Source organism: Streptomyces sp. NPDC001137, assembly GCF_040298885.1.
Classification (GTDB): Bacteria; Actinomycetota; Actinomycetes; order Streptomycetales; family Streptomycetaceae; genus Streptomyces.
On the sequence record NZ_JBEPBA010000008.1, the window covers coordinates 343,796 to 359,597 of the forward strand.

The window sequence follows — 15,802 nt, forward strand, 5'->3', positions numbered from 1 at the left end:
AGGCCTACGCGGACATGGGCCTCTGCACCCTGATCGACTGCAGCAGCCCCACCGCCATCCACACCGCGAACATCGACGAGCCGCCGTACGACACAAAGGGCAGCGGCAGGCCCGTGACCGGCATGATGCCGAGGGTCATGCCGATGTTCTCGAAGGTCTGGAAGGCGAACCAGGCGACGATCCCGGCGGCGACGATCGTGCCGTACAGCTCGGTCGAGTCGCGGGCGATGCGGCAGGCGCGCCACAGCACCACGCCGAGAAGGAAGATGATCAGCCCCGCGCCGACGAAGCCCAGCTCCTCGCCGGCGACCGTGAACACGAAGTCGGTCTGCTGCTCGGGCACGAACTGGCCGGTGGTCTGCGAGCCGTGGAAGAGGCCCGCGCCGGTCAGACCGCCCGAACCGATCGCGATGCGCGCCTGGTTGGTGTTGTAGCCGACGCCCGCGGGGTCGAGGCTGGGGTTGGCGAAGGCCGCGAAGCGGTTGATCTGGTACTCGTCCAGGATGTGCAGCTGCCAGATGGCGATGCAGCCGACGACGCCGGCCGTGATCAGGCCGAAGACCCAGCGGTTGGAGGCGCCGGAGGCGAGCAGCACGCCCAGGATGATCGTCACCAGGACCAGGACCGTGCCGAGGTCGGGCATGAGCAGCACGATCAGGATGGGTACGGCGGCAAGGCCCAGCGCCTGCAGGACCGTGCGGTGGTCGGGGTACTTCTTGTCGCCCGCGTCCACCCGCGCCGCCAGCAGCATCGCCATGCCGAGGATGATCGTGACCTTCACGAACTCGGCGGGCTGGAGGGAGAAACCGCCGCCGAAGACGATCCAGTTGCGGCTGCCGTTGATGGTGGCGCCGAGCGGGGTGAGCACCAGCAGGATCAGGAAGACCGAGGCGCCGTAGAGGATCGGGACGGCGGTGCGCAGGGTGCGGTGGCCGAGCCAGATCGTGCCGGCCATCAGGGCGAACCCGATGCCGGTGTTCATGATGTGCCGGATGAGGAAGTAGTACTGGTCGCCCTGGTTGATCTCGGTGCGGTTGCGGGTCGCCGAGAAGACGAGCACCGAGCCGATCGCCGAGAGCGCGAGGGCCGCCAGCAGCATCGGCCAGTCCAGCCGGCGGGCCACCGAGTCACGGGCGAAGAGCCGGGTCCAGCCCGCGCGCCGCGGGCCGTATCCGGGGACGGAGAAGCTGCCTGCACCGGTCATGTGAGCATCCTCCGGCTTCCCCGCCTGCGCGGCCGCCTGCGGGTGGTCCGGTTGGTCGACGTGGGCGAGGGTGCGGTCGCGGCGGGCTGGCTCGCGCCCGGGGAGGGGCTGGCGTTGTCGCCCGCGTGCAGTTCCTTGGCCGGGTCCTTGGGGACCTTCGGCGAGGCGATCGTGCCGTCGGTCTTGACCTTGGGCAGGCCCTTCTGCGGGCTGGGCAGCAGTGCCTTCTTGCCGTCGATCGAGCCGTCGGGCTGGACGCCGTAGAGGGCGCTGTAGATGCTGCGGACGGCCTCACCGGAGGCGCCGGAACCCGTACCGGCCTGGGCGATCGTCATGACGACCGAGTAGTCCTTGGAGTAGGTGGCGAGCCACGAGGTGGTCTGCTTGCCGTAGACCTCCGCGGTACCGGTCTTGGCGTGCAGCGTGATCTTGTCCTGCGGCCAGCCCTTGAACTTCCAGGCGGCGGTACCGGCGGTGATGACGCCCGCGAGGGCCTTGTCGATGCCCTTGTGCGTGGCCTCGCTGATCGGGAGCCTGCGCAGGACCTTGGGCTTGATCTCCTTGACCGTCCTGCCGTCGGCGCTGATGATCGCCTTGCCGATGGTCGGGACGTGCTCGGTGCCGCCGTTGGCCAGGGCCCCGTAGATCATCGCCTCCTGGATCGGGGTGAGGAGGGTGTCACCCTGGCCGATGGAGTAGTTGATCGAGTCGCCCTCGCGCATCTTGAAGCCTTCGAGGCAGCCCTCGTACTCGATCCTCTGGACGTAGGTGCCGCCCTTCTTGCCGCTCTTGCACCAGGCGTCCTTGTTGGCCTTCCAGTAGTCCCGCTTCCACTGGCGGTCGGGGACGCGGCCGGTGACCTCGTTCGGGAGGTCGATGCCGGTCGGCTTGCCGAGGCCGAACTGGTGGGCGGTCTTGTAGAAGTAGTCCTTGGGCTGGCCCTTCTTCGGGTTGATCCCGCCGTCCTTCTTCCACTCGCGGTCGGCGAGGCCGTAGAAGACGGTGTCGCAGGAGACCTCCAGGGCGCGGCCCAGCGAGATGGGGCCGAAGCTCTCGCCCTCGAAGTTCTTGAAGACCTGGCCGCCCACCGAGTACGAGCTGGTGCAGGGGTAGCCGCCGTCCCAGGCGTAGCCGGCCTGGACCGCGGCGGCCGTGGAGACCACCTTGAAGGTCGAACCCGGCGCGGACTGACCCTGTATGGCCCGATTGAGCAGCGGGTAGTCGGAGTCCTTGCCGGTGAGCTGCTTGTAGTCCTTGGCGGAGATGCCGCCGACCCAGACGTTCGGGTCGTACGTCGGCGCGGACGCCATGGCGACGATACGGCCGGTCTTGGCCTCCATCACGACGACGGCACCCGAGTCGGCCTTGTACTTCTCGCCCGTGACCTTGTCGTACTGACCGCGGGCGATCTTCATCGCGTTGTGCAGCTCGTACTCGGCGACGCGCTGGACGCGGGAGTCGATGCTGGTGACGAGGGTCGAACCGGCCTGGGCGGGATCGGACTTGGCCTTGCCGATGACGCGGCCGAGGTTGTCGACCTCGTAGCGGGTGACGCCGGCCTTGCCGCGCAGCTCCTTGTCGTACTGGCGCTCAAGGCCGGAGCGGCCGACCTGGTCGGAGCGGAGATAGGGCGAGTCGGTGTCCTTGGCCTTCTGGATCTCCTCGTCGGTGACGGGCGAGAGATAGCCGAGGACCTGCGCGGTGTTGGACTTGCCGGGGCCGGGGTAGCGGCGCAGCGCCTCGGGCTCGGCGGTGATGCCGGGGAAGTCCTCGGAGCGCTCGCGGATCTGCATGGCCTGGCGGGGCGTGGCCTCGTCGGTGATGGGGATCGGCTGGAAGGGCGAGCCGTTCCAGCAGGGCTGGGGCGTCTTGGCGTCGCACAGCCGGACCCGCTGCATGACCTCCTTGGGCTTCATGCCCAGGACCCCGGCCAGCTTGGTGAGGACCGCCTTGCCGTCGTCCTTCATCTTCAGCAGGTCGGTGCGGGAGGCGGAGACCACGAGGCGGGTCTCGTTGTCGGCGAGCGCCACACCGCGGGCGTCCAGGATGGAGCCGCGTACGGCGGGGTCGACGACCTGCTGGACGTGGTTGCCGGACGCCTCCTTGGCGTACTCGCTGCCCTCGCGGATCTGCAGGTACCACAGCCGGCCGCCGAGGGTGCCGAGCAGGGAGAGGACGAGGATCTGGATGACGACGAGCCGGATCTGGACCCTCGGGGTCCGTCCGGTCTCGGGAATGTTGGTCACTGCGGCTGCCTCCCCCTCTCAGTGTGTGTACGTGTCATATACGACGGAGCTGTGAATGGCGCCCGCCGCCAACTCCCGCCTGCTCACAGCCGCTTGACCCCCTTGATGCGGCCCACCCGGGCGGTGCGGGTGCGGGCCTTGGTCTTCAGGCTGCCGAGGCCGCCACGCTGGCCGCCCAGCTTGAGGCCCGTGCCGGCGGAGATCCAGCCGGAGGTGATGTCGGTGGCCGTCTTCGACGGGGAGCTCGCCTCGGCGAGCGGGTCGTTGTCCGCGCGCCGGGCCAGGGCCATGATCCCGGGGACCACGAAGGGGGCGAGCAGCAGGTCGTACAGGGCCGCCGAGAACAGCAGGCTGACGAGGCCGACATGGCGGGCGGCGGTGTCGCCGACGAGGGCGCCCACACCGGCGTACAGCAGGGTCGAGCCGATGGCGGCGGCGACCACGACGAGCATGGGACCGGTGGCCGACTTCAGCCGTCCGTTCTCCGGTCTGGCCAGCCCGGCGAGGTAGCCGATGACGCACAGCACCAGGGCGTAGCGGCCGGCGGCGTGGTCGGCGGGCGGGGCGAGGTCGGCGAGCAGGCCCGCGCCGAAGCCGACGAGGGCGCCGCCGACATGGCCGTAGACCAGGGCCAGGCCCAGCACGGTGAGCAGCAGCAAGTCGGGGACGGCGCCCGGGAGATGGAGCCGGGCGAGGACGCTCACCTGGACCACCAGGGCTACGACGACCAGGGCCGAGGAGAGCAGGATCCGGTTGACGCGCATGGGGATTCAGCTCCTACTGCTGCTGGGTCTGGCCGTCGAGGGACGCGCTCGGGGACGGGGTGACCGTGACGGTGACCGTCGGGGTGGGCGTCGGCTTGGGCTTGTCGGGGAGCACCGTGTCGCGCGGGTCCTTCTTCGGGGTCTCCACGACGACGCCGACGATGTCCAGCTTGGAGAAGCTGACGTACGGCGTGACATAGAGGGTGCGGGTCAGGTTGCCGCCGGACGGGTCGACGCGGGAGACCACACCGACCGGGACGCCCGGCACGAAGGGCTTGTCGGCCTCGGAGCCGAAGGTGACCAGCCGGTCGCCCTTCTTCACGTCGGCCTTGGAGTTGAGCAGTTCCACTCGGAGCGGGCGGTCGCCCTGCCCGGTGGCGAAGCCGAGCTCGTCGCTGCCCTCCATGCGGGTGCCGACGGTGAAGTCCGGGTCGTTGGCGAGCAGGACGGTGGAGGCGTCGGGGCCGACGTTGGTGACCCGTCCGACCAGCCCGTCGCCGTTCAGCACGGTCATGTCCCGCTTGATGCCGTCGCTCGCACCGACGTCGATGGTGATCGTCCAGGAGAAGCCCTGGGCCGCTCCTATGGCGATGACCTGGGCGCCCTTGATGCCGTACTGGCCCTCGGCGGAGACCTTCAGCATCTTGTCGAGCTGCGCGAGGCGGCTGCGGTTGCGGTCGTCGCTGCCGAGTTTCGCCTTGAGGGCCGCGTTCTCCGTCTCCAGACGGGCGAGCCGGTCGTGCCGGGTGCCCGAGTCACGGACCGCGGAGACGGCGTTGCCGACCGGGTCGACCGCCGACGACACGCCGTCCTCGATCGGGCCGAACACGGTGGCCGCGACCTGGCGGGCACCGTCGACCGGTGAGTCCTCCCCGCCGCGGATGTCCACCGTGATCAGCGCGAACGCGATGGCGATCAGCAGCACCAGGAGCAGCCGGCTCTCTCGTGTGTCCCTCACGTGCGGCGGCCGTGCCTTCCTCATAGGAATGTGCAGAGGTTCAGGTGTTCAGTTCAGCTGGGCAGTTCCAGCGGGCAGAGGCTTATGGGCGAGCTTATGCCTCTATATCAACTGCCTCTATATCAACGATCCGCCGTACGAGAGGAGATCGTCCCGTACGGCGGAATCGAAGAGTTATGTCATCTGCGCGGCTGGGCGTCCAGCACCTGCTGGAGCGCCTCGAACTCCTCGACGCACTTGCCCGAACCGAGCGCCACGCTGTCCAGCGGGTCCTCGGCGATGTGGATCGGCATCCCGGTCTCCCGGCGAAGCCTTTCGTCAAGGCCGCGCAGCAGCGCCCCGCCGCCGGTCAGCACGATCCCCCGGTCCATGATGTCGCCGGACAGCTCCGGCGGGCACTTGTCGAGGGTGGTCTTGACGGCGTCCACGATGGCGTTGACCGGCTCCTCGATCGCCTTGCGCACCTCGGCGGCGGAGATGACGACGGTCTTGGGCAGTCCGGAGACGAGGTCCCGGCCGCGGATCTCGGTGTGCTGGTCGTCGTCGAGGTCGTACGCCGAACCGATCGTGATCTTGATCTGCTCGGCCGTCCGCTCACCGAGAAGGAGGGAGTACTCCTTCTTGATGTGCTGGATGATCGCGTTGTCCAGTTCGTCGCCCGCGACGCGGATGGACTGGGCGGTGACGATGCCGCCGAGCGAGATGACCGCGACCTCCGTGGTGCCGCCGCCGATGTCCACCACCATGTTGCCCGTGGCCTCGTGGACCGGCAGGCCGGAGCCGATGGCCGCCGCCATCGGCTCCTCAATGATGTGCACCTGACGAGCCCCGGCCTGCGAAGACGCCTCGATCACGGCGCGGCGCTCGACGCCCGTGATGCCGGAGGGCACGCACACGACGACGCGCGGCCGCGCGAGATACCGCCGCTTGTGGATCTTCAGAATGAAGTAGCGGAGCATCCGCTCGGTGATCTCGAAGTCGGCGATGACACCGTCCTTCAGCGGTCGTACGGCAACGATGTTGCCAGGGGTCCGACCGATCATCTTCTTCGCCTCGGCGCCGACCGCGAGGATGCCACCGGTGTTGGTGTTGATCGCGACGACGGAAGGTTCGTTGAGTACGATCCCGCGACCCCTGACGTACACCAGCGTGTTGGCGGTCCCGAGGTCGACAGCCATGTCACGGCCGATGAACGACATTGAGTTCCCCATCAGGATTCGTCTGGCCTTCCTGGGAGCTTTTGAGGGCTTTTCAGGTCGGCGAAGTGGGTGCTGTGACGTGAAGGCTTCCATCGTAGACGCGCCTGCACGAACACTGCGCGAGGGTCTTCGCCATTGTCAGCAGATGAAGTGCCGCCTCGCTTGTGGAGACGGCCCATCGGGGGCACTCGTTCCCCCGATCGGCACGCATATGCCAGAGGACGGCCGGAAACTCTCGGCCGCCCCAGGTCAGAAGGGCGAGCGACCTGACGGTCACTCAAAAATTCATAGGTTTGTCGCTCAACCGCGACCGGGGAAAAAGATCTTCACCTCGCGCTCGGCGGACTCCTCGGAGTCGGAGGCGTGGATCAGGTTCTCCCGGACGATCACACCGTAGTCGCCGCGGATGGAGCCGGGGGCGGCGGCGATCGGGTCGGTCGGGCCGGCGAGGGCGCGCAGCCCCTCGATGACCCGCTCGCCCTCGACGATCAGCGCGACGACCGGGCCGGAGGCCATGAACTCCACCAGCGGCTCGTAGAAGGGCTTGCCCTTGTGCTCGCCGTAGTGCTGCTCCAGGGTCTCCTGGTCCAGGGTGCGCAGCTCCAGCGCGGTGATCTGCCAGCCGGCCTTGCGCTCGATACGGCTGATGATCTCGCCGGTCAGGCCACGGCGGACCGCGTCGGGCTTGAGCAGGACGAGGGTGCGCTGGGTCACTGCGGGCTCCTATGGAAGATCAAGGATCGTGCGGGGGTGTTCGAAGATTACAGGGCGTGGCCTGACCCTTGTCACACAGCGTCAGGAGTGGAGGAGCCCGACGAGCCCGTCTGCGCCGCGGCGAACCGCGCCTTCGCCTCGTCGATCTTTCTTCCGTAGTGCACCGAGGCCCACCACAGGGCCGCGAAGACCGCGCCCAGGAAGAACATCGTCGGGACGACGAAGCCGGAGGCGACGAGGGCGGCCTGAAGGGCCCAGCCGAGGGCGATGCCGCCCGGACGCGTCACGACGCCGCACAGCGCCACGCACAGGAGCATCGCGATGCCGCTGACCGTCCACACCGTCGATGTGGCGAGGTCGGGGTCCTTCATGGCGACGAGTCCGGCGAAGCCGATCACGAAGAACTCGCCGATCAGGGTCGAGGCACAGAGCGTACGCACGGGTTGTCAGCCCCTTCCCAGCAGCAGCCGGGCCTCGCCGACCGTGATGACCGAGCCGGTCACCAGCACCCCGCCGCCCGCGAACTCGCCCTCCTCCTCGGCCAGCGTGATCGCGGCCTCCAGGGCGTCCGGCAGCCGTGGTTCGACCTGGACGCGGTCGTCGCCGAAGACCTCCACGGCGATCGCGGCGAGCTCGTCCGCGTCCATCGCTCGGTGGCTGGAGTTCTGCGTGACGACGACCTCGGCGAAGATCGGCTCGAAGGCTTCCAGCAGTCCTCGTACGTTCTTGTCGCCACTCGCGCCGACCACACCGATCAGCCGGCTGAAGTCGAAGGCCTCCCCGATGGCCTCGGCGGTGGCGCGGGCGCCGGCCGGATTGTGGGCGGCGTCCAGGACGACGGTGGGCGAGCGCCGTACGACTTCGAGCCGCCCCGGCGAGGAGACGGCCGCGAAAGCCTTGCGGACGGTGTCGATGTCGAGCGGCTCGGGCCGCTGGGAGCCGACCCCGAAGAACGCCTCCACGGCGGCGAGCGCGACGGCGGCGTTGTGCGCCTGGTACGGCCCGTGGAGCGGGAGGTAGACCTCGTCGTACTCGCCGCCGAGGCCGCGCAGGGTGAGCAGCTGTCCGCCGACCGCGACCTGACGTGCCACGACCCCGAACTCCAGGCCCTCCCGTGCCACGGTGGCGTCCACGTCGACGGCCTTCTTCAGCAGCACCTGGGCCGCGTCCACCGGCTGTTGGGCCAGGATGACCGTCGCGTCCTGCTTGACGATGCCGGCCTTCTCGGTGGCGATCGCGGCGGGCGTCTCACCGAGGCGGTCGGTGTGGTCGAGGTCGATGGGGGTGACGACGGCGACGTCCCCGTCGATGACGTTGGTGGCGTCCCAGGAGCCGCCCATTCCCACTTCCACCACGGCGACATCCACGGGCGCGTCCGCGAAGGCCGCGTAGGCCATGCCGGTGAGCACCTCGAAGAAGGACAGCCGGTACTCCTGCTGTCCGTCGACCATCTCGATGTACGGCTTGATGTCCTCGTACGTCTCGATGAAGCGCTCGGCGGAGATCGGGGCGCCGTCCAGGCTGATGCGCTCGGTGATCGACTGGACGTGCGGCGACGTGTACCTGCCGGTGCGCAGTTCGAAGGCGCCGAGGAGGGCCTCGATCATGCGGGCGGTGGAGGTCTTGCCGTTGGTGCCGGTGATGTGGATCGAGGGGTACGAGCGCTGCGGCGCGCCCAGGACGTCCATCAGCGCGGAGATGCGGCTGACCGAGGGCTCCAGCTTGGTCTCGCCCCAGCGGGTCGCCAGGTCGGCCTCGACCTCGCGGAGAGCCTTGTCGACCTCCGGATCCTCGGGGCGCGCGGGCACGTCTGCGTGCGGCTGTCCGCCCTGGGTGCGCAGGGTGCGGCTGCCGGCCTCGATGATCGCGAGATCTGGGTCCCGGTCGGTCTCGGCCGCGATGATCTCGTCGAAGGGGTCGCTTTCACTCACGGGGCCAGTCTACGTACCCAGCCTGCGGGCAGTCGTGCCGCTGGGGCGGCGCCCGTCCCAAGGAAAGGCGGCACCCCGCAAGCGCGGGCGAGCGACCCCACCGTGACAGCAACCGAAGGCCCCCGGAGCCGAACAGCTCCGGGGGCCTTCCTCGACGTAAGAAAAGCTACGCGTCCGGCAGCCGGTCCAGCTGGGCCTGAATGCGGGCGATGTCCTCGTCCGCCTTCGCAAGGCGCCCGCGGATCTTGTCCACCACGTTGTCCGGCGCCTTCGCCAGGAACGCCTCGTTGCCCAGCTTCGCCGTGGCCTGGGCCTTCTCCTTCTCGGCGGCCGCGAGGTCCTTCGCGAGCCGCTTGCGCTCCGCCGCGACGTCGATCGTGCCGGACAGGTCGAGGGCGACCTCGGCACCGCCGACCGGCAGCGTCGCCGTAGCCGTGAAGGACTCACCCTCCGGCTGCAGACGCAGCAGCTGACGGATGGCCGCCTCGTGCGGAGCCAGCGCCGTGCCGTCCAGGGTCAGCCGGGCCGGAACCCGCTGGCCCGGCTGCAGACCCTGGTCGGCGCGGAAGCGGCGGACCTCGGTGATGACGGACTGGAGGGTCTCGATCTCCCGCTCCGCCGCCGTGTCACGGAAGGCGCTGTCCTTCGGCCAGTCCGCGATGACGATCGACTCGCCGCCGGTGAGGGTGGTCCAGAGCGTCTCCGTGACGAAGGGCACGACCGGGTGGAGGAGCCTCAGGGTGACGTCGAGGACTTCACCGAGGACCCGCTTGCTGACCTCGGCCGCCTCGCCGCCCGCCTGGAACGTCGTCTTGGACAGCTCGACGTACCAGTCGAAGACCTCGTCCCACGCGAAGTGGAACAGCGCGTCGGAGAGCTTCGCGAACTGGAAGTCCTCGTAGAACGCGTCGACTTCGGCGACGACGGAGTTGAGGCGGGAGAGGATCCAGCGGTCGGTCGCGGACATCTTCGAGGCGTCCGGCAGCGGGCCGTCCACCGTCGCGCCGTTCATCAGCGCGAAGCGGGTGGCGTTCCAGATCTTGTTGGCGAAGTTGCGGGAGCCCTGGACCCAGTCCTCGCCGATCGGGACGTCGACGCCGGGGTTGGCGCCGCGGGCGAGGGTGAAGCGCAGGGCGTCGCTGCCGTACTTGTCCATCCAGTCCAGCGGGTTGACCGCGTTGCCGAAGGACTTCGACATCTTCTTGCCGAACTGGTCGCGGACCATGCCGTGCAGGGCGATGGTGTGGAACGGCGGGGTGCCGTCCATCGCGTACAGGCCGAACATCATCATCCGGGCGACCCAGAAGAAGAGGATGTCGTAGCCGGTGACCAGGACGGAGTTCGGGTAGAACTTCGCGAGCGACTCGGTCTGTTCGGGCCAGCCCAGGGTGGAGAACGGCCACAGGCCGGAGGAGAACCAGGTGTCGAGGACGTCGGTGTCCTGACGCCAGCCCTCGCCGCTCGGCGGCTGCTCGTCCGGTCCGACGCAGACGACCTCACCCTCCGGGCCGTACCAGACCGGAATGCGATGGCCCCACCACAACTGCCGTGAAATGCACCAGTCGTGGAGGTTGTCGACCCAGTCGAAGTACCGCTTCTCCATCTCCTGCGGGTGGATCTTGACCTTGCCCTCGCGGACCGCGTCACCGGCGGCCTTCGCGAGCGGACCGACCTTGACCCACCACTGCATGGACAGCCGCGGCTCGATGGTGGTCTTGCAGCGCGAGCAGTGGCCGACCGAGTGGACGTAGGGCCGCTTCTCGGCGACGATCCGGCCCTCGGCGCGCAGCGCGGCGACGATCGCCGAGCGGGCCTCGAAGCGGTCCAGGCCCTGGAAGGGGCCGTGGACGGTGATCACGGCGTGCTCGTCCATGACCGTGATCGCCGGGAGGTTGTGGCGCTGGCCGATCTCGAAGTCGTTCGGGTCGTGGGCCGGGGTGACCTTGACGGCGCCGGTGCCGAACTCGGGGTCGACGTGCTCGTCCGCGACGACCGGGATGGTGCGGTCGGTCAGCGGGAGCTTGATCTGCTTGCCGACGAGGTGCTTGTAGCGCTCGTCGTCGGGGTGAACGGCGACGGCCGTGTCACCGAGCATGGTCTCGGCGCGGGTGGTGGCGACGACGACCGTCTCCTCCCCCTCGCCGTACTTGAGGGAGACCAGCTCGCCGTCGTCGTCCTGGTACTCGACCTCGATGTCGGAGATCGCCGTCAGACACCGGGGACACCAGTTGATGATGCGCTCGGCGCGGTAGATCAGCTCGTCGTCGTAGAGGCGCTTGAAGATGGTCTGGACGGCCTGGGAGAGCCCCTCGTCCATCGTGAACCGCTCGCGCGACCAGGCGACACCGTCGCCCAGGCGCCGCATCTGCCCGGAGATCTGCCCGCCGGACTCGCCCTTCCACTGCCAGACACGCTCGACGAAGGCCTCACGGCCGAGGTCGTGGCGGGACTTGCCCTCCTTGCCCAGCTCACGCTCGACGACGTTCTGGGTGGCGATACCGGCGTGGTCCATGCCGGGCTGCCAGAGCGTCTCGAAGCCCTGCATGCGCTTACGACGTGTCAGCGCGTCGATGAGGGTGTGCTCGAAGGCGTGCCCGAGGTGCAGGCTGCCGGTGACGTTCGGCGGCGGGATGACGATGGTGTACGGCGGCTTGTCGCTCTTCTCGTCAGCCTCGAAGTAACCGCGCTCTACCCAGCGCTCGTACAGCCGCCCCTCTACGTCGGCCGGCGCGTACTGGGTCGGCAGTTCGGTGTCGGGCGCTGATGGCTGCTGCTGAGCGTTCTCGGTCACGGGGTCAGTTTAGGGGTGTCCCGGGGGTGTCCCGAAACGCGTTTGTTCTGTAACGGTGCGGCCCCCGCCGGAACGCGCGCTCGGGGTCTGGGCCAGGATGTCAGGACCATATAAAGCATCTGGAGGGGAACCCAGAAATGAGTCACAACCAGCCGGGCCCGTACGGCGGGCAGCCCCAGCAGCCCGGACCGTACGGCCAGCCGGGCCCCTACGGCCAGCAGCCGCCGCAGGCTCCTCCGGCCCAGCCCGGCTACGGCTACCCCCAGCAGGCCCCTCCGCCCCAGCCCCAGCCCCAGCCGGGTTACGGCTACCCGCAGCAGGCTCCCCCGGCCCAGCCCGGCTACGGCTACCCGCAGCAGCAGCCGTACGGCCAGGCGCCGTACGGCCAGCAGCCCTACACCGTCCCGCAGCCGCCGGTGCCCGGCGGGGGCGGCGGCAAGAAGGCGGGCCTGATCATCGGCGCTGTGGCGGTCGTGGCGGCCATCGGGGTCGGGATCTACTTCGTCGTCGGCGGGGGCAGCGGTTCCGGCAGCGGAAGCAGCATCGCGGACGACGGAGCGCACAAGCTGGTGGCGCAGGCGACGGTGCTCGGCGGTGAGTACAAGAAGAGCGGCAACAGCGAAAGCGGCACCATGACCAGCGACGACGTCAAGGACGCGGAGTCGTGGGGGATCGAGAACCCCAAGGATGTCAGCGCCGGTTACACGTCGGGGTCGGGCCTCACCGCGAAGAACCTGTTGTTCGCGGGCGTGTACGGGACCATCGACGACCCGGAGAAGGCCGTCGACGCGATGTTCGCCAAGACCAAGGAGGACTCCGGGTCCTCCTCGACCAAGGGCAAACTCCTCGGCAGCCCGCAGGAGATGAAGCCGGCCGGCTTCTCGAACGGCATCATGAAGTGCCAGTACGCCGAGACCACGACGGCCGGTCAGACCACCAAGATGCCGTTCTGCATCTGGGGTGACCACAGCACGCTCACCTATGTGATCTCGTACGATCTCGGGGCCTTGACCTCCGGCAAGGCCACCTCGCTGGACGACGCGGCCGACCTGGCCGCCAAGCTCCGCAACGACGTCCGCGTCAAGGCCTGACGCCTACGTCTCGACCACGAAGGGGCCCCGGTCGGTCGACCGGGGCCCCTTCGCCGTGTGCGGGACGGCGGTTACGCCGTCTTCTGCTCGCCCGGGCCGCGGCCGCGGGCGTCGCGCGGGATCAGGGTGGGGTTCACGTTCGAGTGGACGACGTCCGCCGTGACCACCACGCGGGCGACGTCCTTGCGGGACGGGACCTCGTACATGACCGACATGAGGACCTCTTCCATGATGGCCCGAAGCCCTCGCGCGCCGGTCTGGCGGAGGATCGCCTGGTCGGCGATGGCCTCCAGGGCCTCGCGCTCGAAGTCGAGTTCCACACCGTCGAGTTCGAACAGGCGCTGGTACTGCTTCACCAGGGCGTTGCGGGGTTCCACCAGGATCTGGAGCAGGGCCTCGCGGTCCAGGTTGTGGACCGAGGTGATGACCGGGAGGCGGCCGATGAACTCGGGGATCATGCCGAACTTGACCAGGTCCTCGGGCATGACGTCCTCGAACTGGTCCTTCGCCTCCAGCTCGCGCTTGGAGCGGATCGTCGCGCCGAAGCCGATGCCCTTGGCGCCGGCCCGGGACTCGATGATCTTCTCCAGGCCCGCGAAGGCGCCGCCCACGATGAACAGGACGTTCGTCGTGTCGATCTGGATGAACTCCTGGTGCGGGTGCTTGCGGCCGCCCTGCGGGGGCACGGAGGCGGTGGTGCCCTCCAGGATCTTCAGCAGGGCCTGCTGGACGCCCTCGCCCGACACGTCGCGGGTGATGGAAGGGTTTTCACTCTTCCTCGCGACCTTGTCGATCTCGTCGATGTAGATGATCCCGGTCTCGGCCTTCTTGACGTCGTAGTCGGCCGCCTGGATCAGCTTGAGCAGGATGTTCTCGACGTCCTCGCCGACGTAGCCGGCCTCCGTCAGCGCCGTGGCGTCGGCGATGGCGAACGGGACGTTCAGCATGCGGGCCAGGGTCTGGGCGAGGAGGGTCTTGCCCGAGCCCGTGGGGCCGAGCAGCAGGATGTTGGACTTCGCCAGCTCGATCGCGTCGTCGCGTCCGTTGGCGCCGCCGTTCTCGCCGGCCTGGACGCGCTTGTAGTGGTTGTAGACCGCCACCGAGAGGGCCTTCTTCGCCGGCTCCTGGCCGACGACGTAGCCCTCGAGGAACTCGTAGATCTCGCGGGGCTTGGGAAGCTCCTCCCAGCGCACCTCGCTCGTCTCCGCGAGCTCTTCCTCGATGATCTCGTTGCAGAGGTCGATGCACTCGTCGCAGATGTACACACCAGGCCCTGCGATGAGCTTCTTGACCTGCTTCTGGCTCTTGCCGCAGAACGAGCACTTGAGCAGATCGCCGCCGTCACCGATGCGTGCCACGGTGTGCTTCCCCTTCGCCTGGGAGACGCCTGAATCCAGCGGCTCCTGGTGCTGCCTTAATCCGACGGTACCTTGCCGGGCCCCCCGTTCGGGCCCCCCTTGGCGCGGTTCACTTTGACGTGCAGCGTGTCAAAGCGCACTTTCCGTGCCAAGGGGCGGCAGACGATACAGCCTCCGACTAGCGGACGGCCGCGTTGTTCATCTTCCGGGTGGAGATGATCTGGTCGATCAGGCCGTACGAGAGCGCCTCCTCGGCCGTGAGGATCTTGTCGCGCTCGATGTCCTCGCGGATCTTCTCGATCGGCGTGGTGGAGTGCTTGGCGAGCATCTCCTCCAGCTGCGCGCGCATCCGCAGGATCTCGTTCGCGGCGATCTCCAGGTCGGAGACCTGGCCGCGGCCCGTCTCGCTGTAGGGCTGGTGGATCAGCACGCGGGCGTTCGGCAGCGCCATGCGCTTGCCGGGCGTACCGGCGGCCAGCAGGATGGCCGCGGCGGAGGCCGCCTGGCCCATGCAGACCGTCTGGATGTCCGGCTTCACGAACTGCATCGTGTCGTAGATCGCCGTCAGCGCGGTGAAGGAGCCGCCGGGGCTGTTGATGTAGACCGAGATGTCCCGGTCGGGGTCCATCGACTCCAGGCACAGCAGCTGCGCCATGACGTCGTTGGCGGAGGCGTCGTCGATCTGGACGCCGAGGAAGATCACGCGCTCCTCGAAGAGCTTCGCGTACGGGTCGTACTCGCGGATGCCCTGCGAGGTGCGCTCGACGAAGCGCGGGATGACGTAACGGGACTCCGCCGTGGGGCCCGTGTACTCGGCGCGTGAGCGGTCGTACAGGCCGCTGCCGGGGAAGTCGTTCACTGTCTGTCTCCTAGGAGCTGAGGCGGTCGGCTGGGGGCTGTGCGGGGCCGTACGGGCCCCGCGGCGGGGCTCAGGCCCCGGTACCGCCGCCGCCCGGCATTCCGGCGGCCGTGGGGATGACGTCGTCGATGAGGCCGTACTCCTTGGCCTCGTCGGCGTCGAACCAGCGGTCGCGGTCCGAATCGCGGGTGATCTGCTCGACCGACTGGCCGGTGTGGAAGGCCGTGAGCTCGGCCATGCGCTTCTTGGTGTGCAGCAGCCGCTCCGCGTGGATCTTGATGTCGGAGGCCGAACCGGCCAGGCCGGCGGAGGGCTGGTGGATCAGGATCTCGGCATTCGGCAGCGCGAAGCGCTTGCCGGGGGTGCCCGCGCTGAGCAGGAACTGACCCATGGAGGCCGCGAGGCCCATGGCGATGGTCACCACGTCGTTCTTGATGTACTGCATGGTGTCGTAGATCGCCATGCCGGCCGTGATCGAGCCGCCCGGGCTGTTGATGTACATGTAGATGTCCTTGTCCGGGTCTGCGGCAAGGAGCAACAGCTGCGCGGTGATCTTGTTCGCGATGTCGTCGTCGACCGGCTGGCCGAGGAAGATGATCCGCTCGTTGAGCAGTCGGTTGTAGACATGGTCGCCGAGGCCACCGCCGATGGAAGGCTCGCCGGCGGCGGAGGGCATCAGATTCGTCA

The 15,802-nt window shown here is 68.6% G+C and carries 13 protein-coding genes; 1 reads left to right on the forward strand and 12 read right to left on the reverse strand.

Annotation, left to right across the window (positions count from 1 at the left end; all coding sequences use genetic code 11):
- Positions 1 to 4: 4 nt before the first annotated feature.
- From rodA to ABT254_RS18975, 9 genes are all read right to left on the reverse strand, one after another.
- On the reverse strand, positions 5 to 1,204 hold the full coding sequence (rodA, locus tag ABT254_RS18935) for a rod shape-determining protein RodA (RefSeq protein ID WP_351470979.1): 1,200 nt from the start codon (positions 1,202 to 1,204) through the stop codon (positions 5 to 7).
- A complete protein-coding gene (gene mrdA, locus ABT254_RS18940; protein ID WP_351470982.1) occupies positions 1,201 to 3,450 on the reverse strand; it encodes a penicillin-binding protein 2 in 2,250 nt (749 codons plus the stop codon). Before mrdA ends, rodA begins: the two co-directional genes overlap by 4 nt.
- An 83-nt stretch (positions 3,451 to 3,533) precedes the next feature.
- Complete coding sequence (mreD, locus tag ABT254_RS18945; RefSeq protein ID WP_351470985.1) at positions 3,534 to 4,214, reverse strand: rod shape-determining protein MreD; 681 nt, start codon at positions 4,212 to 4,214, stop codon at positions 3,534 to 3,536.
- Between the two features lie 13 nt (positions 4,215 to 4,227).
- Positions 4,228 to 5,172: a rod shape-determining protein MreC gene (mreC, locus tag ABT254_RS18950; protein ID WP_351470987.1), complete on the reverse strand. Its 945-nt coding sequence runs from the start codon at positions 5,170 to 5,172 to the stop codon at positions 4,228 to 4,230.
- Positions 5,173 to 5,351: 179 nt separating this feature from the next.
- Positions 5,352 to 6,371 (reverse strand): rod shape-determining protein, encoded by a 1,020-nt coding sequence (locus tag ABT254_RS18955; protein ID WP_099928866.1) that lies wholly within the window; start codon positions 6,369 to 6,371, stop codon positions 5,352 to 5,354.
- A 300-nt stretch (positions 6,372 to 6,671) separates the two neighbouring features.
- Entirely contained in the window at positions 6,672 to 7,085 is a 414-nt protein-coding gene (ndk, locus tag ABT254_RS18960; RefSeq protein WP_030934323.1) for a nucleoside-diphosphate kinase, read from the reverse strand.
- A gap of 71 nt (positions 7,086 to 7,156) precedes the next feature.
- Positions 7,157 to 7,525: a DUF4233 domain-containing protein gene (locus ABT254_RS18965; RefSeq protein WP_351470992.1), complete on the reverse strand. Its 369-nt coding sequence runs from the start codon at positions 7,523 to 7,525 to the stop codon at positions 7,157 to 7,159.
- 6 nt (positions 7,526 to 7,531) lie between these two features.
- Positions 7,532 to 9,016, reverse strand: coding sequence for a bifunctional tetrahydrofolate synthase/dihydrofolate synthase (folC, locus tag ABT254_RS18970; protein WP_351470995.1), 1,485 nt, complete (start codon positions 9,014 to 9,016; stop codon positions 7,532 to 7,534).
- A gap of 166 nt (positions 9,017 to 9,182) precedes the next feature.
- Positions 9,183 to 11,807 carry a valine--tRNA ligase gene (locus ABT254_RS18975; protein WP_351470998.1) on the reverse strand — a complete coding sequence of 875 codons (2,625 nt, stop codon included), beginning with the start codon at positions 11,805 to 11,807 and terminating at the stop codon, positions 9,183 to 9,185.
- A gap of 137 nt (positions 11,808 to 11,944) precedes the next feature.
- Between ABT254_RS18975 and ABT254_RS18980 the strand changes: the two genes are divergently transcribed.
- The gene (locus tag ABT254_RS18980; protein ID WP_351471000.1) at positions 11,945 to 12,898 is read left to right on the forward strand and encodes a hypothetical protein; all 954 of its coding nucleotides are present in this window, start codon (positions 11,945 to 11,947) and stop codon (positions 12,896 to 12,898) included.
- 71 nt (positions 12,899 to 12,969) lie between these two features.
- Here ABT254_RS18980 and clpX read toward each other — a convergent pair whose 3' ends face one another.
- The 3 genes from clpX to ABT254_RS18995 all read right to left on the reverse strand — a co-directional run bounded on the left by clpX (position 12,970) and on the right by ABT254_RS18995 (position 15,791).
- Positions 12,970 to 14,256 carry an ATP-dependent Clp protease ATP-binding subunit ClpX gene (clpX, locus tag ABT254_RS18985; RefSeq protein WP_351471003.1) on the reverse strand — a complete coding sequence of 429 codons (1,287 nt, stop codon included), beginning with the start codon at positions 14,254 to 14,256 and terminating at the stop codon, positions 12,970 to 12,972.
- A gap of 178 nt (positions 14,257 to 14,434) precedes the next feature.
- On the reverse strand, positions 14,435 to 15,115 hold the full coding sequence (locus tag ABT254_RS18990; RefSeq protein ID WP_030934342.1) for an ATP-dependent Clp protease proteolytic subunit: 681 nt from the start codon (positions 15,113 to 15,115) through the stop codon (positions 14,435 to 14,437).
- A 70-nt stretch (positions 15,116 to 15,185) separates the two neighbouring features.
- Positions 15,186 to 15,791 carry an ATP-dependent Clp protease proteolytic subunit gene (locus ABT254_RS18995; RefSeq protein ID WP_344402975.1) on the reverse strand — a complete coding sequence of 202 codons (606 nt, stop codon included), beginning with the start codon at positions 15,789 to 15,791 and terminating at the stop codon, positions 15,186 to 15,188.
- Positions 15,792 to 15,802: the final 11 nt, after the last annotated feature.